Origin of the sequence: Streptomyces sp. AM 4-1-1 (genome assembly GCF_029167625.1) — a bacterium.
Taxonomy (GTDB): Bacteria; Actinomycetota; Actinomycetes; order Streptomycetales; family Streptomycetaceae; genus Streptomyces.
The window spans coordinates 2,475,498-2,498,829 of the sequence record NZ_CP119145.1 but is presented as its reverse complement, the minus strand read 5'-3'; the positions used below and the strand labels follow the sequence as shown (position 1 = coordinate 2,498,829).

14 protein-coding genes and 3 rRNA genes are annotated in these 23,332 nt (G+C 68.6%); 14 read left to right on the top strand and 3 right to left on the bottom strand.

Annotated elements, in window-relative coordinates; genetic code table 11:
• The first annotated feature begins 43 nt into the window (after window positions 1-43).
• Window positions 44-3,982, top strand: coding sequence for a glycosyltransferase (locus tag PZB75_RS10480; protein ID WP_275535033.1), 3,939 nt, complete (start codon window positions 44-46; stop codon window positions 3,980-3,982).
• Window positions 3,979-5,568, top strand: a complete 1,590-nt coding sequence (locus PZB75_RS10475) for a DUF5719 family protein (protein WP_275535032.1) — start codon at window positions 3,979-3,981, stop codon at window positions 5,566-5,568. The genes PZB75_RS10480 and PZB75_RS10475 overlap by 4 nt, the downstream gene beginning before the upstream one ends.
• A 207-nt stretch (window positions 5,569-5,775) precedes the next feature.
• Here the strand turns inward: PZB75_RS10475 and PZB75_RS10470 are convergent, their stop codons facing one another.
• Window positions 5,776-6,207 carry a metallopeptidase family protein gene (locus PZB75_RS10470; protein ID WP_275535031.1) on the bottom strand — a complete coding sequence of 144 codons (432 nt, stop codon included), beginning with the start codon at window positions 6,205-6,207 and terminating at the stop codon, window positions 5,776-5,778.
• 321 nt (window positions 6,208-6,528) lie between these two features.
• Here PZB75_RS10470 and PZB75_RS10465 point away from each other — a divergent pair, with 321 nt between their 5' ends.
• From PZB75_RS10465 to PZB75_RS10430, 8 genes are all read left to right on the top strand, one after another.
• Window positions 6,529-6,906 carry a DUF3499 domain-containing protein gene (locus PZB75_RS10465; protein ID WP_275535030.1) on the top strand — a complete coding sequence of 126 codons (378 nt, stop codon included), beginning with the start codon at window positions 6,529-6,531 and terminating at the stop codon, window positions 6,904-6,906.
• Between the two features lie 174 nt (window positions 6,907-7,080).
• Window positions 7,081-8,451 carry a phosphomannomutase/phosphoglucomutase gene (locus tag PZB75_RS10460; protein ID WP_275535029.1) on the top strand — a complete coding sequence of 457 codons (1,371 nt, stop codon included), beginning with the start codon at window positions 7,081-7,083 and terminating at the stop codon, window positions 8,449-8,451.
• 472 nt (window positions 8,452-8,923) lie between these two features.
• On the top strand, window positions 8,924-9,106 hold the full coding sequence (locus tag PZB75_RS10455; protein ID WP_275535028.1) for a Trm112 family protein: 183 nt from the start codon (window positions 8,924-8,926) through the stop codon (window positions 9,104-9,106).
• 124 nt (window positions 9,107-9,230) lie between these two features.
• Entirely contained in the window at window positions 9,231-10,367 is a 1,137-nt protein-coding gene (locus PZB75_RS10450; RefSeq protein WP_275535027.1) for an SIS domain-containing protein, read from the top strand.
• A 99-nt stretch (window positions 10,368-10,466) separates the two neighbouring features.
• Window positions 10,467-11,636: a mannose-6-phosphate isomerase, class I gene (manA, locus tag PZB75_RS10445; RefSeq protein WP_275535026.1), complete on the top strand. Its 1,170-nt coding sequence runs from the start codon at window positions 10,467-10,469 to the stop codon at window positions 11,634-11,636.
• Window positions 11,637-11,819: 183 nt separating this feature from the next.
• Window positions 11,820-12,833, top strand: coding sequence for a cation diffusion facilitator family transporter (locus PZB75_RS10440; protein WP_275535025.1), 1,014 nt, complete (start codon window positions 11,820-11,822; stop codon window positions 12,831-12,833).
• Window positions 12,834-13,090: 257 nt separating this feature from the next.
• Window positions 13,091-14,545, top strand: a complete 1,455-nt coding sequence (gene ahcY / locus PZB75_RS10435) for an adenosylhomocysteinase (RefSeq protein WP_275535024.1) — start codon at window positions 13,091-13,093, stop codon at window positions 14,543-14,545.
• Window positions 14,546-14,690: 145 nt separating this feature from the next.
• Window positions 14,691-15,308, top strand: coding sequence for a hypothetical protein (locus tag PZB75_RS10430; RefSeq protein WP_275535023.1), 618 nt, complete (start codon window positions 14,691-14,693; stop codon window positions 15,306-15,308).
• Window positions 15,309-15,415: 107 nt separating this feature from the next.
• Here the strand turns inward: PZB75_RS10430 and PZB75_RS10425 are convergent, their stop codons facing one another.
• Window positions 15,416-16,366, bottom strand: coding sequence for an RDD family protein (locus PZB75_RS10425; protein WP_275535022.1), 951 nt, complete (start codon window positions 16,364-16,366; stop codon window positions 15,416-15,418).
• A gap of 124 nt (window positions 16,367-16,490) precedes the next feature.
• Between PZB75_RS10425 and PZB75_RS10420 the strand changes: the two genes are divergently transcribed.
• On the top strand, window positions 16,491-17,498 hold the full coding sequence (locus tag PZB75_RS10420; RefSeq protein ID WP_275535021.1) for a stage II sporulation protein M: 1,008 nt from the start codon (window positions 16,491-16,493) through the stop codon (window positions 17,496-17,498).
• A 121-nt stretch (window positions 17,499-17,619) separates the two neighbouring features.
• Here the strand turns inward: PZB75_RS10420 and PZB75_RS10415 are convergent, their stop codons facing one another.
• On the bottom strand, window positions 17,620-17,979 hold the full coding sequence (locus PZB75_RS10415; protein WP_275535020.1) for a hypothetical protein: 360 nt from the start codon (window positions 17,977-17,979) through the stop codon (window positions 17,620-17,622).
• A gap of 113 nt (window positions 17,980-18,092) precedes the next feature.
• Between PZB75_RS10415 and PZB75_RS10410 the strand changes: the two genes are divergently transcribed.
• From PZB75_RS10410 to rrf, 3 genes are all read left to right on the top strand, one after another.
• Window positions 18,093-19,620 (top strand): 16S ribosomal RNA (locus PZB75_RS10410).
• Between the two features lie 306 nt (window positions 19,621-19,926).
• Window positions 19,927-23,052: ribosomal RNA gene (locus PZB75_RS10405) — 23S ribosomal RNA — on the top strand.
• Window positions 23,053-23,132: 80 nt separating this feature from the next.
• Window positions 23,133-23,249, top strand: a 5S ribosomal RNA gene (gene rrf, locus PZB75_RS10400).
• Together the 16S, 23S and 5S rRNA genes form the textbook arrangement of a ribosomal RNA operon.
• The last annotated feature ends 83 nt before the right edge of the window (window positions 23,250-23,332 follow it).

Here is a 23,332-nt window from a genome sequence, read left to right as displayed (position 1 = left end):
CCCGGGGGACGACCCCGGACCCGGCCGGAGGGCCCGTACCTCGATGTCCGTGCACAGCCACTCGACGGCGCCGTACGCGGCTGCCGCCGCCCCAGAGTTCCCCCGGCACGTCGTCACCGCCGTGCTCGTCTCCCATGACGGCGCCCGCTGGCTGCCCGACGCGCTCGCCGGACTGCTCGGGCAGGACCGCCCCGTACAGAACGCCGTCGCCGCCGACACCGGCAGCGCCGACGACTCCGCGCGACTGGTCACCGAAGCGCTCGGTGACGAACGCGTCCTGCACCTCGCGCGCCGTACGAGCTTCGGCACCGCCGTCGAGGAGGCGGTCCGCACGGCCGGCGTGCTCACGCCCGACGACCTGCCCTATCTGAAGCGGCCCAGCGCCTGGGACCCCGTCAGCAGGACCTGGCAGGACGACGCCCACGAGCTGCCCGAGCTGCCGCACGGCGAACCCGTCCAGTGGCTCTGGCTCCTGCACGACGACTGCGCACCCGACCCCGGCGCCCTCACCGAGCTGCTGCGGGTCGCCGACGCCGACCGCCACGCCGCCATCGTCGGCCCCAAGCTCCGCGGCTGGTACGACCGCAAGCAACTCCTCGAAGTCGGCGTGTCCATCGCCAACAGCGGGCGCCGCTGGACCGGACTCGACCGGCGCGAGCAGGACCAGGGCCAGCACGACCAGGTCCGTACCGTCCTCTCCGTGTCGTCCGCCGGCATGCTGATCCGCCGTGACGTCTGGGACGAACTCGGCGGGTTCGACCGCAGACTTCCGCTGATGCGCGACGACGTCGACCTGTGCTGGCGCGCCCACGCCGCCGGTCACCGCGTCCTCGTCGCCCCCGAGGCCGTGCTCCGGCACGCCGAGGCGTCCGCCAGGGAGCGCCGGCCCATCGACTGCGCCGGACGATCCGTCGTCGGCCCGCACCGCGTCGACAAGGCGGGCGCGGTCTACACGATGCTCGTCAACGCCCGTGGAGCTGTCCTCCCGTACGTCCTGCTGCGGCTTGTCCTCGGCACCCTGCTGCGCACCCTCGCCTACCTCGTCGGCAAGGTGCCAGGCCAGGCCGTCGACGAGGTCACCGGGTTCCTCGGCACCCTGCTGCGCCCCGGCCGGATCGTCGCCGCCCGACGGGCACGCGGCAAGGGCGCGGTCGAGGCGAGCGAACTGCGCGCGCTGTTCCCGCCGCCCGGTGCGACCGTCCGCGCCACCGTCGAACAGGTCGCGGGCAACTTCGGCGGCGGCTCCGACGCCGACTCGGGCGGCTCGCGGCACGGAGTCGCCGAGTCCGGCCCCGGTGGTGACGACGCCGACTTCCTGGAGATCGAACAGTTCGCACGGCTCAAGCGGATCGGACGCAAGCCGGGACCCGTACTCTTCGCGATCCTGCTCCTCGTCTCGCTGGTCGCCTGCCGCGGCCTCCTCGGCGGCGGTGCGCTGGCGGGCGGGGCGCTGCTGCCCGCCTCCCCGGACGTCTCCGACCTGTGGGCGCGGTACGCGGACGCCTGGCATCCGCTCGGGACCGGCGGCACCCAGACCGCCCCGCCCTACCTCGGCATGATCGCCGCGCTGTCCGCCCTCTGCTTCGGCAGCACCGGAATCGCGCTCACCCTGCTGCTGGTCTGCTCCGTCCCGCTCGCCGGACTCACCGCGTACTTCGTCTCCCGGCCGCTCCTCCAGTCCCGGCTGCTGCGCGCCTGGGCGAGCGTCGCGTACGCCTTCCTGCCCGCGGCGACCGGCGCGCTGGCGACCGGCCGCCTCGGCACCGCCGTCCTGGCCGTCCTGCTGCCGCTGATCGCCCGCGCGGCCGTCTCGGCGCACGGGCTGCGCGGCGGCGGCTCCGGCGCACCACGCGGCAGTTGGCGTGGCACCTGGGCGTACACCCTGCTGCTGACCCTCGCGATGGCGTTCACGCCCGTCGTGTGGCCGCTCGCGCTGGTGCTCGGCATCGGTGTGCTGGTGCTGCGCAGGCGCGACATCGTGGCGTACGGCCTGCGCTTCCTGGCCGCGATCGGCACCCCGCTGGTGGTCCTCGCGCCCTGGTCGCTGTCGCTCCTCACCCACCCTTCGTCCTTCCTGAAGGAGGCGGGTCTGGACCTCGGTACGGGCACGGCCTCCGCGTTCGACCTGTTCGGGATCAGTCCCGGCGGCCCCAAGGGCGCGGGCAGCGTCCTGTTCATCGGCATCGTGCTCGCGGCGCTCGCCGCCCTGCTGCGCGGTGAACGGCAGTTCGCGATCCGCTGCGCCTGGGCGACCGCGCTCGTCGGGCTGTTCTTCGCCGGACTCACCAACGGATCGGGCTGGGCCGGACCGGCCACCCTCGTCCACGGGGCCGCGCTGATCGCGGCAGCGCTGCTCGGCGCGGACGGCGCGCGCGTACGCGTCGCGGAGCTCAGCTTCGGATGGCGCCAGCCGGTCGCCGTGCTCATCGCCCTCGCGGCGGCGCTGGCCCCGGTGGTCGCCGCCGTCGGCTGGATGATCGGCGGCGCGGCCGGCCCGCTGGAGCGACGCGACCCGGTGCAGGTGCCCGCGTTCGTCGCCGAGGAGAGCGGCACCCGGGACCAGCCGAGGACCCTGGTGCTCGGCGGCACCTCGTCCGCGTCCGTCACCTACAGCCTGGTCCGCGGCTCGGGCGTCCGGCTCGGTGACGCCGAGCTGATGGCGGCGGGTGACGGCAACGCCCATCTCGACAAGGTCGTCGCGAACCTGGTCGCGGGCTCGGGCGCCGACCAGACCAGTCAGCTGAGCGGCTTCGCGATCCGTTACGTCCTCGTACGCGACGGAGCACCCCGTCGGATGAGCCGGGTCCTCGACACGACCCCCGGCCTCAGCCGGCTCAGCCAGCTCGACGGCAGCGCCCTGTGGCGGGTCGACCGCCAGATCGCCCGCGCCATGATCATCCCGGCCGGGAAGAGCGGCGAGGAACTGCCCGTGGGTTCCCTTCCCGTCGAGGCGCACTCCAAGATCCCGGAGGGCGGCTCCGGCCGGGTGCTGCGGATCGCCGACGCCGCGGCCCCCGGCTGGCACGCGACGCTCGACGGGAAGGCGCTGAAGAAGAAGACCGTCGACGGCTGGGCGCAGGGTTTCGAACTCCCCGGCGAGGGCGGGAAGCTGGATCTGACGTACGAGACACCGCTGGCCCACACCGCCTGGATCTGGATTCAGGTGGCGGTCACGGCCTTCCTGCTGGTGCTCGCCCTGCCGGGCCGCCGCCGCGAGATCGACGACGACCTGCCCGAGGAGACCGTCGCGGTCCCCGCGGAGCCGGTCGCGGGCGAGGGCCGCAGGGCGCGCAGGCTGCGCGCGGCGGCGCAGGCGGAGACGGACGCGGCGACGGGTCCGGACAGGGCGGGGGGCCCGGACAACGCGGCGGGAGGGGAGGCGAGGGAGCCGGGCGGCCCGGCCGAGCACATCCCCGCGCAGCAGACTGCCGATCCGGTGGCCGAGTCCGCGAACGACCCGTACGCGCAGTCCGCGGGGAACGACTCGTACGCGCAGTCCGGGGGGAACGACCCGTACGCGCAGTCCGCGGGGAACGACCCGTACACGCAGTCCGCAGGGAACGACCCGTACGCCCCGATGCCGCGACACGAGCCGGAACCCCAGCGGCAACAGGCGGCACCACAGCAGCAGTACGGCGGATGGGACGACGGCCAGTACCAGGGCACCGACCCCGCCTACCCGCAGTACCAGGGCGGTCAGTACGGCGGCGAGCAGTACCAGCAGCCGGACGCGCACCAGCCCGACGCGTACCAGGCGGACCCGTACCGGCCTGAGCAGTACCAGCCCGACGCGTACCAGCAGAACGGCGCGTACGACCCGTACGGCTACGCCCAGCAGCAACACCCGCAGCATCCAGAACATCCGCAGCACCAGCCCCACCAGCAGCCGCAGGGCCCCGACGACAACGGCGACGAGAACCCCGGCCCGGCCCACGGCTCCTGGCCGACGACCGGTAACACATCGCGAGGCGAGTCCGAGTGAAGTCCACCCCCCTTTCCCTCATCGCGGGCGCGGTCGCCCTCGCCGCGGTCACCGGCTTCGCCGCGCTCACCGCGCCCGGCGACCAGAACCCGGCGGAGGCGAAGACCGCGGTCCGGCTGCCCGTGGAGCGGTCGAGCCTGGTCTGTCCCGCCCCCAGCATCTCGGACCTCGCCGAGACGACGTACACGTCGTACACCCCGGCGGGGCAGAAGGGCGGCGAGGCGGGCACCGCCGACCTCAAGGCCGCGGCCGACTCCTCGGGGGACGTGGAGGACGACGCCACCACCGACGAGGACACCAAGGACGACGAGGCCACCACCGATGACAAGGACGGCAAGGACGACAAGAAGACCGATAAGTCGCCGCCCCCCGCGAAGGCCGGTGCCGGTGCGGAGAAGTCGGTCGTGGCGCTCAAGGAACCCGGCAAGCCGGTCACCGCCAAGGGATCGGGCGCCTCGTCCCCGGCCCTCGTCGGTACCGCCACCGGCCGTCTGGCCCCCGGCTGGACCGCCCAGCAGACCACCACGGTCGCCGCGGGTGCCTCCCGCGGTCTGCTCGGTGTCAGCTGCACCGGGCCGGACACCGACTTCTGGTTCCCCGGCGCCAGCACCACGAAGAACCGTCAGGACTACGTCCACCTCACCAACCCCGACGACAGCGCGGCTGTCGCCGACATCGAGCTGTACGGTCCCGGCGGCTCCCTCAAGTCCGATGTCGGCGAAGGCATCACGGTCCCGGCCAGGTCCAGCGTCCCGGTCCTGATCTCCACCCTGACCGCCGAGATCGTGCCCGATGTGACCGTCCACGTCACCACCCGCAGCGGACGCGTCGGCGCGGCCATCAGGACCGCGGACGAGGCAGCGGGCAGCGACTGGCTGGCCGCCTCCGCCGACCCGGCCGGCACCCTGGTGCTCCCGGGCATCCCGGCGGACGCCACCTCCGTACGGCTGGTGGCCTTCGCCCCCGGGGACGACGACGCGGACCTGAAGGTGCGACTGCTCGGCAAGAACGGCCCGATCTCACCGGTCGGGAACGACTCCCTCCACGTCAAGTCCAAGATGACCGCGAGCATCGACCTGAAGGACCTCACCAGGGGTGAGCCGGGTTCGCTGCTGCTGACCCCGAACGGGCGGGACACCCCGGTGGTCGCGGCACTGCGCGTCGTCCGGGGCACGGGCGCCAAGCAGGAGATCGCCTACATCCCCGCCACCGGACCGGTCGGCCGACAGGCGAGCGTCGCCGACAACCGGGCGACGGGCTCGACCCTCTCGCTGACCGCGCCGAACGCCACCGGCACGGTCAAGGTCACCGCGTCGGCGGGCAGTGAGGGCGGCGCCCAGGTCGTCAAGACGTACACCGTCAAGGCCGGTACGACGATCGCGGTCACGCCGCCGGTGCCCTCCGGGCTCAAGGGCAGCTACGCGCTGACGGTCGAGACGGAATCGGGCGGCCCGGTGCACGCGGCGCGCACGCTGGCCGTTCCGAAGGACGGCATCCAGATGTTCACGGTGCAGACCCTGTCGGACGACGGGGGCACGGTGGAGGTCCCGACCGCCGAACAGAACCTGTCGGTACTGGAGAAGTGAACGAGCGGGTGCGGGGGCGCCCCGGCCCGAGCGGGTACGGGTGCGGGGGCGCCCCGGCCCCCGTACCCGCTCGCGGAGGCACCTCGCCTCCGCATCCACTGCACCCGCTCGGGCGGAGGCACCTCGCCTCCACCCCCGCACCCGCTCCGGCGGAGGCGCCGCGCCACGTCCGTACCCCTCGCCCTGCCCCTCGCCCGCCCCCTCGGTTCAGTCCTGCCCGTAGCGGGGATCGACCGACTCGGGCGCGAGCCCCAGCAGTTCCGCCACCTGCTCCACCACCACCTCGTGCACCAGCAGCGCACGCTCGTCGCGGCTCTTGGTGCGGATCTCGACCGGGCGCCGGTAGACGACGATCTGCGCGGGCCGCCCCTTCTTCGCGGAGAGCGCGCGCCCCAGCGGGACCGTGTCGCCGGGTTCGCCCGGCACGTCCAGGACGAGGAAGTCCACATCCGCCAGTTGCGGCCAGCGCCGCTCAAGTCGCTCCACCGAATCCTGGACCAGGTCGCGGAACGACTCCGCCCGGCTGGCCGAGAGTGGTACCTGCGGTGGTGCCACCGGCCCCCGCATGCCGCGGCCATGGCGGTCGCGTCGGCGGGGCCGCGGCTCGGGCGGGTGGTGGGGCGGTACGGGACTGTCCATCACTGACGCAGGGTAGCTCCCCGGGACCCCGCCGGGCCCCGGGTCCTGGCCAGGCCGGAGCATGTTCACTCTTGAACATTTCAGCCAAGCTTGAGGCCGAAATCAGCCCCGTGTCCGACCACTGATCTTTCGTTGAATGACGGTATTCATACCGATTCGCGACCGGAATCGGAGCGGTCAAGGCCCCCGCGCCGACACCGCGAGCCGGGCCGGACCAGTGGCCGGAAGGGGCGCCATGCCGGGGGAAGGGGCACGACACGGTCGTGTGACCCGGGGGCGAGTCGTCGCAGCCCGCTCAAGAGTGCGGTAACGTCCAATATCGTGAGCCCTGTACGTCGCTGTTCGCGCACCGCGTGCGGCCGCCCTGCCGTCGCGACACTGACGTACGTCTATGCCGATTCGACCGCGGTCCTCGGCCCGCTCGCCACCTACGCCGAGCCCCACTGCTACGACCTCTGCGCCGAACACAGTGAGCGGCTCACCGCGCCACGGGGCTGGGAGGTCGTCCGGCTCTCCGACGGCTCCGCCCCCGCGCGCCCCAGCGGCGACGACCTCGAAGCACTCGCCAACGCGGTACGGGAAGCGGCCCGCCCGCAGGACCGCGCGCCGAACGCGCCGGGCCGCGGCCCACGCGCGGCGGATCCCATGGAGGTCGCGCGCCGCGGCCATCTGCGCGTGCTGCGCTCGCCCGACTCCTGACCCCCGAGTGGGCCCCGACTCCCGAGTGGGCCTGACTCCCGAGTGGCCCCGACTTCTGAGCGGGTCCTGGCGCCCGCAGGTCACCGCCCCTGAGCCCCGACCCCTGAGCCCCGCGAGGGCGCGGATTCCGGCCAGGTAGTTTGGGCGGTTCCAGATACCTCAGGAGGACCGGCCGTGGCTGCTGATCTGTCGCAGATCGTGAAGGCGTACGACGTGCGCGGAGTGGTACCCGATCAGTGGGACGAATCCCTGGCCGAACTCTTCGGGGCGGCCTTCGTCCGCGTCACCGACGCCGACGCCGTCGTGATCGGTCACGACATGCGGCCGTCCTCGCCCGGCCTCGCGGACGCCTTCGCGCGCGGAGCGGCGGCCCTCGGCGCCGACGTCACGATGATCGGGCTGTGCTCCACCGACCAGTTGTACTTCGCCTCGGGGCAACTGGATCTGCCGGGTGCGATGTTCACCGCCTCCCACAATCCGGCGCGGTACAACGGCATCAAGATGTGCCGGGCGGGCGCGGCACCCGTCGGCCAGGACACCGGCCTCGCCGAGATCCGCGCCCTGGTCGAGAAGTGGTCCGGGACCGGCGAAGGCGCCCCGTCGCCCGCCGCCGTCCCGGGCACCGTCAGCGAACGGGACACCCTCACCGACTACGCGGCCCATCTGCTCGGTCTCGTCGACCCCTCCTCGATCCGCCCGCTGAAGGTCGTGGTCGACGCGGGCAACGGCATGGGCGGCCACACCGTCCCCACGGTCTTCGCGGGGCTGCCGGTGGAACTCGTACCGATGTACTTCGAGCTGGACGGTACGTTCCCCAACCACGAGGCCAATCCCCTCGACCCGAAGAACATCGTGGACCTGCGCGCCCGGGTGCTGGCCGAACAGGCCGACATCGGCCTCGCGTTCGACGGCGACGCGGACCGCTGCTTCGTCGTCGACGAACGGGGACTGGGCGTCTCCCCGTCCGCGATCACGGCCCTGGTCGCGGCGCGCGAACTCGCCCGTAACGGCGGCAAGGGCACGGTCATCCACAATCTGATCACCTCCTGGTCCGTTCCCGAGGTCGTGCGCGAACACGGCGGCACCCCCGTCCGCACCCGTGTCGGCCACTCCTTCATCAAGGAGGAGATGGCCAGGACCGGCGCGATCTTCGGCGGCGAGCACTCCGCGCACTACTACTTCCGCGACTTCTGGAACGCCGATACGGGAATGCTCGCCGCACTCCACGTCCTCGCCGCGCTCGGCGGCCAGGAAGGCCCGCTGTCCGAACTGGTTGCCGAGTACGACCGCTACTCCGGCTCCGGTGAGATCAACTCCACCGTCGACGACCAGGCAGGGCGAATGGCGGCGGTACGGGCCGACCACGCCGGCCGGGACGGCGTCACGACCGATGAACTCGACGGCCTGACGGTGACGGCGGCGGACTGGTGGTTCAACCTCCGCCCCTCCAACACCGAGCCCTTGCTCCGGCTGAACGTCGAGGCACGCGACGAGGAGACGATGGAGGCGGTACGGGACGAGGTCCTGGCCCGCATCCGCGCGTGAGCGGCACTTGAGGGGGACCGTCCGCGCGCGCCTCGGCCTGCCGCGCGCCCGTCCGAGGTGACGGCCGCGTGGTGACGGCTGCTCGATGACGGCCGTCCGGTGCCGACTGCCCGGTGACGGCCGTCCGGTGACGACTGAGCGTGGTCGTCACCCGTGACGGCCACCCGATGATGGGCAGCCGGTCACCCGTCACCGCCACCACCCGGTCACCGCCACCCGGTCACGGTCTCTCCGAGCCTGACATCGCCGCTCCACCCACCTCCCGCACCTGCACCCGCACCTCCCGCACCTCCCGCACCTCCCGCACCTCCCGCACCTCCCGCACCTCCCGCACCTGCACCCGCACCTCCCGCACCTCCCGCACCTCCGCGCTCCCGCCGGACCGCGTCCCGATGACCCCGGCGGTAGGCTGGCACACCCCGGTCCGCGGGAACCCGCGAATCCGGACCGCATGCTCGAAGGGACCCACCTCATGCCGCTCGAAGCCGGCCTTCTGGAGATTCTCGCCTGCCCGGCCTGCCACTCCCCGCTCGACGACCGGACGACGGCCGAGAGCCCCGAGCTGATCTGCACCGGCACGGACTGCGGTCTGGCCTACCCGGTGCGGGACGGCATCCCCGTCCTCCTCGTCGACGAGGCCCGCCGCCCCGCGTAACAGCCAACGAGCCGCGGGACGTGAGCGTCCGTCGGACCGGGGCGGCGGCCACCGACCCGCCCCCGTACGACAGCGTCCGCACCCCGCGTACCAGGACCCGCATGGTGATCGGAGGCCCACCCCCATGCTCGACGAGTCCCTGCTCGACGCCCCGGAAGAACTGGCCCGAGCCGACCGCCGCGGCCTGCTCCGCGGCGCCGCCGAGGCCGGGGCCCGCGTCCGGGCCGCCACCCAGCACGCCACCGACGCCGGAATCACCGGGCTGAACCCGGAGGGCCGGCCGCGCGCCGTCCTGGTCGCCGGATCGGGCACCGCCGCTGCCGGGGTCGCGGACCTGATCGCGACCCTCGCGAGTTCCGCCCTGCCCGTCACCCGCATCCGGCCGACCGGTGTCGCACCCGCCGCGGGCGCCCTGCGCTGGGCACTCCCCGGCTGGGCCGGTTCCGTGGATCTGCTGCTGATCGCCACGGCCGACGGCACCGAACCGGGCCTCACGCTCCTCGCCGAACAGGCGTACCGCAGGGGCTGCACGGTCGTCGCCGTCGCCCCGCGCAACTCACCCCTGCGGGAGACCATCGGCGGGACGCACGGCCTCGTCGTGCCCATGGCCACCGCCCCGCACGGTGAGTACGACGCCGAGACCTCGGCCGCGGGCCCCGGCACCCTCTGGGCGCTGTTCACCCCGCTGCTCGTCCTGCTGGACCGGGTCGGTCTGGTCGACGCACCGCCCGAGGCGCTGGGACGCGTCGCCGACCGCCTCGACCGCACTGCGGAACGCTGCGGCCCGGCCGTCGTCACGTACAGCAATCCGGCCAAGACCCTCGCCGCCGAACTCGCCGACAGCCTGCCCCTCATCTGGACGGAGGGCGCGGCGGCGGGCCCGGCCGGACGCCGATTCGCCGCCGTGCTGGCCGAACTCGCGGGCCGCCCCGCCCTCGCCTCCGAACTCCCCGAGGCACTTCCCGCCCACGGCGTGCTCATGGCCGGCGCGCTCGCGGCCGGGGCCGACCCGGACGACTTCTTCCGCGACCGGATCGACGACCCGGAGGCCCTGCACGCCCGGGTCGTCCTCCTGCGCGACCGGCCCGTCGGCGGACTGAGCGCCGCGCCGGCCGCCCGTGAACTCGCCCTCGGTCACTCCACGCCGATCAGCGAACTCGAACCGGAGGAGGGGAGCGAACTCGAAGCCCTCGCCGAACTCCTCGCGGTCACCGACTTCGCCGCCGTCTACCTCGCCCTGGCCTCGGCGAACCGCGCCTGACCGGTTCCCCGACGCACGGCTCCACCACCGCCCGTCCGTCCCCTCACTCCCTCCGCCCGCCCCTACTCAAGTTCCGCGCATCCCACGAGGACGAACTCCATGGACCGGCTCTTCAACCCCGTGCGCCCCTACGCCTGGGGGTCCACCACGGCCATCCCCGATCTGCTCGGCATCGCCCCCACCGGCGAGCCACAGGCCGAGATGTGGATGGGTGCCCACCCAGGAGCCCCCTCACGCGTCACCCGCCCCGACGGCCCCACCGGGCAGCCCCTCACGGACGTCATCGCCGACGACCCCGAACACGAGCTGGGCCCGGCCACCGTCCACAAGTTCGGCCCGCGCCTGCCGTTCCTCCTCAAGCTGCTCGCGGCCGGCGCGCCGCTCTCCGTACAGGTCCACCCCGACCTCGCGCAGGCCCGCCGGGGGTACGAGGACGAGGAGCGCCGCTCGGTCCCGATCGACGCCCCCGAGCGCACGTACAAGGACCCGAACCACAAACCCGAGCTGATCTGCGCGCTCACCCCCTTCGACGGCCTCTGCGGATTCCGCCGGCCCGCCGCCGCGGCCGACACGATGGCCGCTCTCGACGTCGACTCCCTCAAGCCGTACGTCGATCTCCTCCGCGCCCGTCCCGAGGAAGCGGCCCTGCGCGAAACCCTCACCGCGATCCTGACCGCGGACCCGGTGGAAACGGCAGCCACCGTCACCGAGGCCGCGTCGGCGGCCGAACGCATCGGCGGCGCCCACACCCCGTACGCCCGGATCGCCCAGCAGTTCCCCGGCGACCCGGGCGTCATCGCGGCGATGCTCCTGAACCGGGTGCGGCTCAAGCCGGGCGAAGCCCTGTTCCTCGGCGCGGGCGTCCCGCACGCCTATCTCTCGGGCCTCGGCGTCGAGATCATGGCCAACTCGGACAACGTGCTGCGCTGCGGACTCACGCACAAACACATCGACGTCCCCGAGCTCCTGCGCGTCGTCCGCTTCGAGGCGACCGACCTCGACATCCTGCGCCCCGAGGCGTCCGCGACCGGCGAGGAACGGTACGAGACACCGGCCGACGAATTCCGGCTGTCGCGGTACGCGCTGGCGCCCGCCGCCGCACCCCTCGACCTCACCGTGGCCACCCCGCAGATCCTGTTGTGCACCACGGGCGCCGTCCGGGCGGGCGACCTCGACCTCACCCCGGGCGGCGCGGCCTTCGTACCCGCCGGAGAACGGGCCGAGGTGTCCGGCGCGGGCACACTGTTCCGCGCCACGGTGGTCATCTGACGTAACGTCCGCGTCAACGGGTACCTGACGGTCCGGCCGCCGCAGCCGCCCGGAACACGATCCGGCGGAACCGGCCGACCCGACCGCCATCCGGCGGATCTCATCGGCCCCACGGCTGCGAGAATGTCGCGCCGTGCCCGGCCGACAGGGCCGTGGCACCGAACGAAGGGACACCAGGCACCGATGAGCGCGTCAGGCGGAACCAAGGCGATCGTGGCGGCGCTCGGCGCCAACCTCGCGATCGCGGTGGCCAAATTCGTGGCGTTCCTGTTCAGTGGCTCGTCGTCGATGCTCGCGGAGAGCGTCCACTCGCTGGCCGACTCGGGCAACCAGGGCCTGCTGCTGCTCGGCGGCAAGAAGGCCCAACGTGAGGCAACCCCCCAACACCCCTTCGGCTACGGACGCGAGCGGTACATCTACGCCTTCCTCGTCTCCATCGTCCTGTTCTCGGTCGGTGGCATGTTCGCTGTCTACGAGGGTTACGAGAAGATCAAGGACCCGCACCAGATCGACGCCTGGTACTGGCCGGTCGGCGTGCTCGTCTTCGCTATCGTCGCCGAGGGCTTCTCCTTCCGTACGGCCATCAAGGAGTCCAACCAGACCCGTGGCTCCCTCTCCTGGCGCGAGTTCATCCGCCGGGCGAAGGCCCCCGAGCTTCCCGTCGTCCTGCTGGAGGACTTCGGCGCGCTGATCGGTCTCGTCCTGGCGCTCGCGGGCGTCGGCCTCGCCCTCGGAACCGGCAACGGCGTCTGGGACGGCATCGGCACCCTCTGCATCGGCGTCCTGCTGATCGTCATCGCGATCGTCCTCGCCGCGGAGACCAAGTCCCTGCTGCTGGGTGAGGCCGCGGGCACCGACCAGGTCGAGAAGATCAAGGCGGCGGTCGTCGACGGCGACACCGTCACCGGCATCATCCACATGCGCACCCTCCATCTCGGCCCGGAGGAACTGCTGATCGCCGCCAAGATCGCGGTCCAGCACGACGACACGGCCGCCGAGGTCGCCCACGCCATCAACGCCGCCGAGGCCCGCATCCGCGACGCCGTCCCCATCGCCCGGGTCATCTACCTGGAACCGGACATCTACAACGAGACCGCGGCCGCGGCCGGCACCAACCCCGGCAAGGCCCCGGGCGGTGACCCCGACGACGCCGGGCCCGCCCCGGCCGACGCCCACCCCACCGAATCCGGCCACTGACCACCGCGGACCGGCCCCGATCTCGCCCCCCGGCCCCTCCCTTTCCGGACGGGCTGGGGGACACCGGGCCGACCGGTGTAGATTCGTCTGGCAAGCCAGACGTCGCTGCTGATGGCGGTCGATCGGCCCGCACGCGCGGACCGGCCGAGGGAGAGAGGGCCTCCGACGGACTGCGCTGCGGGGTCCGGGCATACGTGTGCCCGCCGCCGCAGAGACAGCCGTGCCCACCCTCGACCCACTACGAGGAGCAGCCCGTTATGACGACGGTCGCCAAGCAGGACTTCAAGGTCGCCGACCTCTCCCTCGCGGAGTTCGGCCGCAAGGAGATCACGCTCGCCGAGCACGAGATGCCCGGCCTGATGTCGATCCGCAAGGAGTACGCCGCCGCGCAGCCGCTGGCCGGCGCCAGGATCACCGGTTCGCTGCACATGACCGTGCAGACGGCGGTACTCATCGAGACCCTGGTGGCTCTCGGTGCGGAGGTCCGCTGGGCCTCCTGCAACATCTTCTCCACCCAGGACCACGCGGCGGCCGCCATCGCCGTCGGCCCGAAGGGCACCCCGGAGGCCCCCGCGGGCATTCCGGTCTTCGCCTGGAAGGGCGAGTCGCTGGAGGAGTACTGGTGGTGCACGGAGCAGGCGCTGACCTGGCCGAACACCCCCACCGGCGGTCCGAACATGATCCTCGACGACGGCGGTGACGCCACCCTCCTCGTCCACAAGGGCGTCGAGTTCGAGAAGGCCGGAGCGGCCCCGGACCCGTCGACGGCGGACAGTGAGGAATTCGCCCAGATCCTCACCCTGCTGAACCGCACCCTCGGCGAGGACCCGCAGAAGTGGACGCAGCTGGCGTCCGAGATCCGCGGTGTCACCGAGGAGACCACGACGGGTGTCCACCGCCTGTACGAGATGCAGCGCGACGGCAAGCTCCTCTTCCCCGCGATCAACGTGAACGACGCGGTCACCAAGTCCAAGTTCGACAACAAATACGGCTGCCGCCACTCCCTGATCGACGGCATCAACCGTGCCACGGACGTCCTCATCGGCGGCAAGACCGCCGTCGTCTGCGGCTACGGCGACGTGGGCAAGGGCTGCGCGGAGTCCCTGCGCGGCCAGGGCGCCCGAGTGATCATCACGGAGATCGACCCGATCTGCGCGCTCCAGGCGGCGATGGACGGATACCAGGTCGCCACCCTGGACGACGTCGTCGAGCAGGGCGACATCTTCGTCACCACGACGGGCAACAAGGACATCATCATGGCCTCGGACATGGCCAGGATGAAGCACCAGGCGATCATCGGGAACATCGGCCACTTCGACAACGAGATCGACATGGCCGGCCTGGCCAAGATCCCGGGCGTCGTCAAGGACGAGGTCAAGCCCCAGGTCCACACCTGGAAGTTCCCCGACGGCAAGGTGCTCATCGTCCTCTCCGAGGGCCGCCTGCTGAACCTGGGCAACGCCACCGGGCACCCCTCCTTCGTGATGTCCAACTCGTTCGCGGACCAGACGCTGGCCCAGATCGAGCTGTTCACCAAGCCGCAGGAGTACCCGACCGACGTCTACGTGCTGCCCAAGCACCTCGACGAGAAGGTCGCCCGGCTCCACCTCGACGCGCTCGGCGTACGGCTCACGACGCTCCGCCCGGAGCAGGCCGCGTACATCGGCGTCAAGGTCGAAGGCCCGTACAAGTCCGACCACTACCGCTACTGACCGGCATCAGCACCAGCACCGGCTGAGACCCGAGCGGCACGAGCGGTTCGGCTCAGCAGCAGGTCCGAGCGCAGGCCCCCGCACCCCCGTGGCGGGGGCCTGCCCCGTACCCGCGACGCACAGCCCGAGGAACCAGAAGGACCCCATGCCCCGCGGCCGTTATTCGCTCCACGATCTCCACGATCACACCCCCCTCGGCGAGGAACACTTCCACTGCGCCCCCGGTCCGTCCGGCTGGCGTTACGTCTCCCAGGTCATCTCCCCCTCCGGCGACCACCAGGGCTCCGTCGATCTGACCCTCGACGAACTCGGCCGCCCCATCCGTCTCGAACTCCACGCCTCCAGCTGGCAGATCCGCGGCGCCGCCCTGGACGGCCTCACCTGGGTCCGCACCGATCCGACCGGCACGCACGCCACCGAAGGCAATGTCCGCGGCCACTCCTTCGCAGGCACGTCCCCCGCCTTCCTGGTCGCCACAACCCGACTGCTGCGCCTCGCCCCTGGTTCCCCCGCGACCCGCGTCCGTCTGGTCACCTTCACGGACCCGGTCCTCGCCCCCCGTACCGTCGACCAGTCCTGGGCGCTGGTGAACAGTGAAGCGCACGCCACTGACAACGGGCCCCTGACCGTGGACGAATACCAGGTCAACGCCCTGGACACCGGCGAACAGCACAGCGTCCACATCGCGGGTGACGTCGTCCTCCAGGCCCCTGGAGTCGAACTCGAAGACCTGGAGACCCCGCCCTCGGCCCCGCCTCGCTGAGGACTCCGTCCGCGATTGCCTCTTCCTGTGTTTCCCGGTCGCCGCGCGTACGCGACGACGGCCACGGCACCTCGCCGCGCCGATCCGCCGGGGACCACGGACCGTCCTCAGGCAGGCGGCGCGAACCCGGTCGGGGCCTCTCCCGACCGCTTCCCACCAGAGCCGCCAGAACCACCGGCCCCACCAACCTCACCGATCCGGACGACCCCGCTCGCCGGCGCCCCTGACACACCACCGGCCCCGGCCCACTCCACCCGTGCCTGTCCCTGTGCCTGTGCCTGTGCTTGTCCACGCTCCCGAGCGCGCTCCGCGAGCGCGTGCAGCCGCCGCGCCTCACGCGTCTGCCGCTCATGCACCACACCGGCCAGATACGCCGGGGCGGGAACGCCCTGCGGCACCGGAACCCCGGTCCGCGCCACCAGCTCCCCGGCCAGCCGCTGTGCCATGAACTGCTCGACCCCGGGGTCCAATTGGCGCATCCGCGTCAGGTACTGCCGTATCTCCAGCCACACCCCGTCCGGCACGGCCGACAGATCCAGCCCGGCGAACCGCCCGACCAGCCAAGGCGGCGGCGGAGGCACCGCCGTCGCCCGCGAAGCCGGCACCCGCTCCCGTACGACGAGCGTCCCCGCGAAGACATCGCCCAGCCGCCGCCCCCGCGCCGACACCAGTGACGCGATGCAGGCGATGACCCCGAACACCATCAGGATCTCCACGACCCCCATCGCCCCGCGCACCAGCGCGTGCCGGAACCGGATCGGCCCGCCGTCGTCCCGTACCACCCGCAGCCCGCACGCCAGCTTCCCCAGCGACCGGCCGTGGCTGAGCGTCTCCACCGCGATCGGCGCCCCCACCAGTACCAGCAGGAACGCCGCCACCCCTATCGCCGCACTCGCCGCCTCGTCCAGTGACGGGCTCGCGACGGCCAGCCCGATCGAGACGACTACGAACGCCGCCATGAGCACCATGAGGTCGATGGCCACCGCCAGCGCCCGACTGGGCAGCCTCGCGGGCCGCAACCCCAGTACGACCGCGTCCCCGGTCACGAGTTCACTCATCGCTGCTCACCCTCCCCAACCCTTGCCGACCCCTCGGAGCCCCAGTCTGCCAAGCTGACCCGGCAGCGCGCCGCGATAGCCGTACGGCCTCCGTACGCCACCATGCCTGGAGCAGCAGCCGACCATGGACCTCGACGTCTTCGTGACCGCCCACCACCCCGAGTGGGACCGCCTCGACCAGCTTCTGCGCCGGGGCCGCCGCCTCACGGGCGCCGAGGCCGACGAACTCGTCACCCTGTACCAGCGCACGGCGACCCATCTCTCCCGGCTCCGTTCCAGTGCGCCGGATCCCGCGCTCGTGGGACGGCTCACCCAGCTCGTGGCGCGCGCCCGCTCCACCGTGACCGGCACCCGGCGGGCCTCCTGGCGCGACCCCGTCCGGTTTCTGACAGCGGGCTTTCCCGCGGCGGTCTACCGCTCCCGCCACTGGTGGGTCCCCACGGCCGTCCTGTCTGTACTCCTCTCCGCGCTCATCGGCTGGTGGATCGGCACCCACCCGGAGGTCCAGTCGGCCATCGCCGCCCCGGACGACCTCCGCCGACTGACCCGTCCGGGAGGGGAGTACGAGACGTACTACTCCAGCCACCCCGCGGCCTCGTTCGCCGCCCAGGTGTGGACGAACAACGCGCAGGCGGCCGCCATGTGCCTGGTCCTGGGGGCGTTTCTCTGTGTCCCGGTGATCTGCATCCTGTTCGTGAACGTCCTCAACCTCGCCGTCGGCATCGGCCTGATGTCCTCCGCCGGCCGCCTCGACACCTTCCTCGGCCTGGTGCTGCCGCACGGTCTACTGGAACTGACGGCGGTCTTCGTCGCGGCGGGCACCGGCCTCCGCCTCGGCTGGACGGTCATCGACCCGGGCCCCCGCACCCGCCGCTCGGCCCTCGCCCGACAAGGCCGGGCAGCCGTGGGCATGGCCATCGGCCTGGCCCTGGTCCTCTTCGTCTCCGGTCTGATCGAAGGCTTTGTCACGCCGTCGGGTCTCCCCACCTGGGCCCGCATAGCCATCGGCGTCGCGGTGGAAGCTGCCTTTCTCGTCTACGTCTACGTCCTGGGCGGCCGCGCCGCTCGGGCCGGCGAGCACGGCGACCTGGACGAGGCCGAACGCAGCGCCGAACTGCGCACGGCAGCCTGATGTGCGTACGTCTCCACCGAGCTGCTAGTCTCCTCCTCGCCCGCAAAAACCGTTGACACGGTTCGCGTGGGGAGGTAGATTCGAACGGTTGCCTCGAACTGGACAGGTTCGGGCTCAACGGTTAATCTCTGTCTCGCTCCTGCGGAAATGAATTTTCTGCGGAGCCATTCGATTCCCTCATCCGGATCACGAAGCCGATTAGCTCGGCCGAAATGCTTCTGATAAAGTCGGGGTCAGCCGAAAGGCAAAAGGCCACTCCAAAGGCCACCGGAATCAAATTCGGACCGGAAACGGAACGAAAAAGAGTCTGGTAAGGTTGGAAACACAGAAGGGAAGCGCCCGGAGGAAAACCCGAGAGGGTGAGTACGAAGGAAGCGTCCGTTCCTTGAGAACTCAACAGCGTGCCAAAAGTCAACGCCAGATATGTTGATACCCCGGCCTGTTTCGGCAGGTTGGTGGTTCCTTTGAAAGTCCTGTTCACCGGTCCTTGTGGCTGGGGGCAGGCAATGACACAGCGAGGACGCTGTGGATGACCGGTCTTATTCCGACCGGTTGTTCCGCTCTCGTGATGTGTGTCCCGATTACGGGAAAACATTCACGGAGAGTTTGATCCTGGCTCAGGACGAACGCTGGCGGCGTGCTTAACACATGCAAGTCGAACGATGAAGCCTTTCGGGGTGGATTAGTGGCGAACGGGTGAGTAACACGTGGGCAATCTGCCCTGCACTCTGGGACAAGCCCTGGAAACGGGGTCTAATACCGGATAATACTCTGTCCCGCATGGGATGGGGTTGAAAGCTCCGGCGGTGCAGGATGAGCCCGCGGCCTATCAGCTTGTTGGTGGGGTGATGGCCTACCAAGGCGACGACGGGTAGCCGGCCTGAGAGGGCGACCGGCCACACTGGGACTGAGACACGGCCCAGACTCCTACGGGAGGCAGCAGTGGGGAATATTGCACAATGGGCGAAAGCCTGATGCAGCGACGCCGCGTGAGGGATGACGGCCTTCGGGTTGTAAACCTCTTTCAGCAGGGAAGAAGCGCAAGTGACGGTACCTGCAGAAGAAGCGCCGGCTAACTACGTGCCAGCAGCCGCGGTAATACGTAGGGCGCAAGCGTTGTCCGGAATTATTGGGCGTAAAGAGCTCGTAGGCGGCTTGTCACGTCGGTTGTGAAAGCCCGGGGCTTAACCCCGGGTCTGCAGTCGATACGGGCAGGCTAGAGTGTGGTAGGGGAGATCGGAATTCCTGGTGTAGCGGTGAAATGCGCAGATATCAGGAGGAACACCGGTGGCGAAGGCGGATCTCTGGGCCATTACTGACGCTGAGGAGCGAAAGCGTGGGGAGCGAACAGGATTAGATACCCTGGTAGTCCACGCCGTAAACGTTGGGAACTAGGTGTTGGCGACATTCCACGTCGTCGGTGCCGCAGCTAACGCATTAAGTTCCCCGCCTGGGGAGTACGGCCGCAAGGCTAAAACTCAAAGGAATTGACGGGGGCCCGCACAAGCAGCGGAGCATGTGGCTTAATTCGACGCAACGCGAAGAACCTTACCAAGGCTTGACATACACCGGAAAGCATCAGAGATGGTGTCCCCCTTGTGGTCGGTGTACAGGTGGTGCATGGCTGTCGTCAGCTCGTGTCGTGAGATGTTGGGTTAAGTCCCGCAACGAGCGCAACCCTTGTCCTGTGTTGCCAGCATGCCCTTCGGGGTGATGGGGACTCACAGGAGACCGCCGGGGTCAACTCGGAGGAAGGTGGGGACGACGTCAAGTCATCATGCCCCTTATGTCTTGGGCTGCACACGTGCTACAATGGCCGGTACAATGAGCTGCGATGTCGTGAGGCGGAGCGAATCTCAAAAAGCCGGTCTCAGTTCGGATTGGGGTCTGCAACTCGACCCCATGAAGTCGGAGTTGCTAGTAATCGCAGATCAGCATTGCTGCGGTGAATACGTTCCCGGGCCTTGTACACACCGCCCGTCACGTCACGAAAGTCGGTAACACCCGAAGCCGGTGGCCCAACCCCCTTGTGGGGAGGGAGCTGTCGAAGGTGGGACTGGCGATTGGGACGAAGTCGTAACAAGGTAGCCGTACCGGAAGGTGCGGCTGGATCACCTCCTTTCTAAGGAGCATTCTTGCCAGGTTCCTCCGGGGGTCTGGTCAGAGGCCAGTACACCGGCGAGTGTTCGGTGCTGGTGGCTCATGGGTGGAACGTTGACTATTCGGTCTGGTTGGGTCTTGTTCATTAGTACTGCTTCGGCGTGGAACATGAAAAAGGTTTGACTGGTCCGGGCACGCTGTTGGGTGTCTGAGGGTATGGCCGTATGGTCGCCTTCGGTTGCCGGCCCCAGTGCACTCACCTTTTCGGGGTGGGGTGATGGGTGGCTGGTCGTTGTTTGAGAACTGCACAGTGGACGCGAGCATCTGTGGCCAAGTTTTTAAGGGCGCACGGTGGATGCCTTGGCACCAGGAACCGATGAAGGACGTGGGAGGCCACGATAGGCCCCGGGGAGCTGTCAACCAAGCTTTGATCCGGGGGTGTCCGAATGGGGAAACCCGGCAGTCGTCATGGGCTGTCACCCGCTGCTGAACACATAGGCAGTGTGGAGGGAACGAGGGGAAGTGAAACATCTCAGTACCCTCAGGAAGAGAAAACAACCGTGATTCCGGGAGTAGTGGCGAGCGAAACTGGATGAGGCCAAACCGTATGTGTGTGATACCCGGCAGGGGTTGCGCATGCGGGGTTGTGGGAGTTCTCTTGATCAATCTGCCGATTGGTCGGCAAGTCAGAAACCGTTGGTGTAGGCGAAGGACATGCGAAAGGTCCGGCGTAGAGGGTAAGACCCCCGTAGCTGAAACATCAACGGCTTGCTTGAGGATTTCCCAAGTAGCACGGGGCCCGAGAAATCCCGTGTGAATCTGGCGGGACCACCCGCTAAGCCTAAATATTCCCTGGTGACCGATAGCGGATAGTACCGTGAGGGAATGGTGAAAAGTACCGCGGGAGCGGAGTGAAATAGTACCTGAAACCGTGTGCCTACAAGCCGTGGGAGCGTCGCGCATCGAGCTTGCTCGGTGCGTCGTGACTGCGTGCCTTTTGAAGAATGAGCCTGCGAGTTTGCGGTGTGTTGCGAGGTTAACCCGTGTGGGGAAGCCGTAGCGAAAGCGAGTCCTAATAGGGCGTTTTAGTAGCGCGCTCAAGACCCGAAGCGGAGTGATCTAGCCATGGGCAGGTTGAAGCGGAGGTAAGACTTCGTGGAGGACCGAACCCACCAGGGTTGAAAACCTGGGGGATGACCTGTGGTTAGGGGTGAAAGGCCAATCAAACTCCGTGATAGCTGGTTCTCCCCGAAATGCATTTAGGTGCAGCGTCGTGTGTTTCTTGCCGGAGGTAGAGCACTGGATAGGCGATGGGCCCTACCGGGTTACTGACCTTAGCCAAACTCCGAATGCCGGTAAGTGAGAGCGCGGCAGTGAGACTGTGGGGGATAAGCTCCATGGTCGAGAGGGAAACAGCCCAGAGCATCGACTAAGGCCCCTAAGCGTACGCTAAGTGGGAAAGGATGTGGAGTCGCAGAGACAACCAGGAGGTTGGCTTAGAAGCAGCCATCCTTGAAAGAGTGCGTAATAGCTCACTGGTCAAGTGATTCCGCGCCGACAATGTAGCGGGGCTCAAGCGTACCGCCGAAGTCGTGTCATTTCAGCATGTACTCCTAACGGGGGCTGGGATGGGTAGGGGAGCGTCGTGTGCCGGGTGAAGCAGCCGCGGAAGCGAGTTGTGGACGGTTCACGAGTGAGAATGCAGGCATGAGTAGCGATACACACGTGAGAAACGTGTGCGCCGATTGACTAAGGGTTCCTGGGTCAAGCTGATCTGCCCAGGGTAAGTCGGGACCTAAGGCGAGGCCGACAGGCGTAGTCGATGGACAACCGGTTGATATTCCGGTACCCGCTTTGAAACGCCCAGTACTGAATCAGGCGATGCTAAGTCCGTGAAGCCGGCCTGATCTCTTCGGAGCTGAGGGTAGTGGTGGAGCCGACGATCCAGACTTGTATTAGGTAAGCGATGGGGTGACGCAGGAAGGTAGTCCAGCCCGGGCGGTGGTTGTCCCGGGGTAAGGGTGTAGCCCGTTGTGCAGGTAAATCCGTGCAACATGGAGGGTGAGACCTGATGCCGAGCCGATTGTGGTGAAGTGGATGATCCTATGCTGTCGAGAAAAGCCTCTAGCGAGTTTCATGGCGGCCCGTACCCTAAACCGACTCAGGTAGTCAGGTAGAGAATACCGAGGCGTTCGGGTGAACTATGGTTAAGGAACTCGGCAAAATGCCCCCGTAACTTCGGGAGAAGGGGGGCCATTTCTGGTGATTGGGCTTTGCTCCATGAGCTGGGGGTGGCCGCAGAGACCAGCGAGAAGCGACTGTTTACTAAAAACACAGGTCCGTGCGAAGCCGTAAGGCGATGTATACGGACTGACGCCTGCCCGGTGCTGGAACGTTAAGGGGACCGGTTAGTGCGCTTTCGGGTGTGCGAAGCTGAGAACTTAAGCGCCAGTAAACGGCGGTGGTAACTATAACCATCCTAAGGTAGCGAAATTCCTTGTCGGGTAAGTTCCGACCTGCACGAATGGCGTAACGACTTCTCGACTGTCTCAACCATAGGCCCGGTGAAATTGCACTACGAGTAAAGATGCTCGTTTCGCGCAGCAGGACGGAAAGACCCCGGGACCTTTACTATAGTTTGATATTGGTGTTCGGTTCGGCTTGTGTAGGATAGGTGGGAGACTGTGATGTGGCCACGCCAGTGGTTGCGGAGTCGTCGTTGAAATACCACTCTGGTCGTGCTGGATGTCTAACCTGGGTCCGTGATCCGGATCAGGGACAGTGTCTGATGGGTAGTTTAACTGGGGCGGTTGCCTCCTAAAGAGTAACGGAGGCGCCCAAAGGTTCCCTCAGCCTGGTTGGTAATCAGGTGTTGAGTGTAAGTGCACAAGGGAGCTTGACTGTGAGACCGACGGGTCGAGCAGGGACGAAAGTCGGGACTAGTGATCCGGCGGTGGCTTGTGGAAGCGCCGTCGCTCAACGGATAAAAGGTACCCCGGGGATAACAGGCTGATCTTCCCCAAGAGTCCATATCGACGGGATGGTTTGGCACCTCGATGTCGGCTCGTCGCATCCTGGGGCTGGAGTCGGTCCCAAGGGTTGGGCTGTTCGCCCATTAAAGCGGTACGCGAGCTGGGTTTAGAACGTCGTGAGACAGTTCGGTCCCTATCCGCTGTGCGCGTAGGAATATTGAGAAGGGCTGTCCCTAGTACGAGAGGACCGGGACGGACGAACCTCTGGTGTGCCAGTTGTCCTGCCAAGGGCATGGCTGGTTGGCTACGTTCGGAAAGGATAACCGCTGAAAGCATCTAAGCGGGAAGCCTGCTTCGAGATGAGTATTCCCACCTCCTTGAGGGGTTAAGGCTCCCAGTAGACGACTGGGTTGATAGGCCAGATGTGGAAGCCTGGTAACGGGTGGAGCTGACTGGTACTAATAGGCCGAGGGCTTGTCCTCAGTTGCTCGCGTCCACTGTGTTGGTTCTGAAATAATGAACGGCTGTGTTGTTGTCCGGTTGGTTCACATTTTCATAGTGTTTCGGTGGTCATTGCGTTAGGGAAACGCCCGGTTACATTCCGAACCCGGAAGCTAAGCCTTTCAGCGCCGATGGTACTGCAGGGGGGACCCTGTGGGAGAGTAGGTCGCCGCCGAACTATTTGTGACGGGAAAGCCCCGTGCCCTTGTGGCACGGGGCTTTTCTGCGTTCTCAGGAACTTTCGACTTTCAGGGTGCGACG

Coding starts and splice junctions, on each gene's coding strand:
- ahcY (WP_275535024.1), top strand. CDS start 13,091: ATGACGACGGTCGCCAAGCAGGACTTCAAGGTCGCCGACCTCTCCCTC.
- PZB75_RS10480 (WP_275535033.1), top strand. CDS start 44: ATGTCCGTGCACAGCCACTCGACGGCGCCGTACGCGGCTGCCGCCGCC.
- PZB75_RS10425 (WP_275535022.1), bottom strand. CDS start 16,366: ATGAGTGAACTCGTGACCGGGGACGCGGTCGTACTGGGGTTGCGGCCC.
- PZB75_RS10470 (WP_275535031.1), bottom strand. CDS start 6,207: ATGGACAGTCCCGTACCGCCCCACCACCCGCCCGAGCCGCGGCCCCGC.
- PZB75_RS10450 (WP_275535027.1), top strand. CDS start 9,231: ATGCTCGACGAGTCCCTGCTCGACGCCCCGGAAGAACTGGCCCGAGCC.
- manA (WP_275535026.1), top strand. CDS start 10,467: ATGGACCGGCTCTTCAACCCCGTGCGCCCCTACGCCTGGGGGTCCACC.
- PZB75_RS10430 (WP_275535023.1), top strand. CDS start 14,691: ATGCCCCGCGGCCGTTATTCGCTCCACGATCTCCACGATCACACCCCC.
- PZB75_RS10440 (WP_275535025.1), top strand. CDS start 11,820: ATGAGCGCGTCAGGCGGAACCAAGGCGATCGTGGCGGCGCTCGGCGCC.
- PZB75_RS10455 (WP_275535028.1), top strand. CDS start 8,924: ATGCCGCTCGAAGCCGGCCTTCTGGAGATTCTCGCCTGCCCGGCCTGC.
- PZB75_RS10420 (WP_275535021.1), top strand. CDS start 16,491: ATGGACCTCGACGTCTTCGTGACCGCCCACCACCCCGAGTGGGACCGC.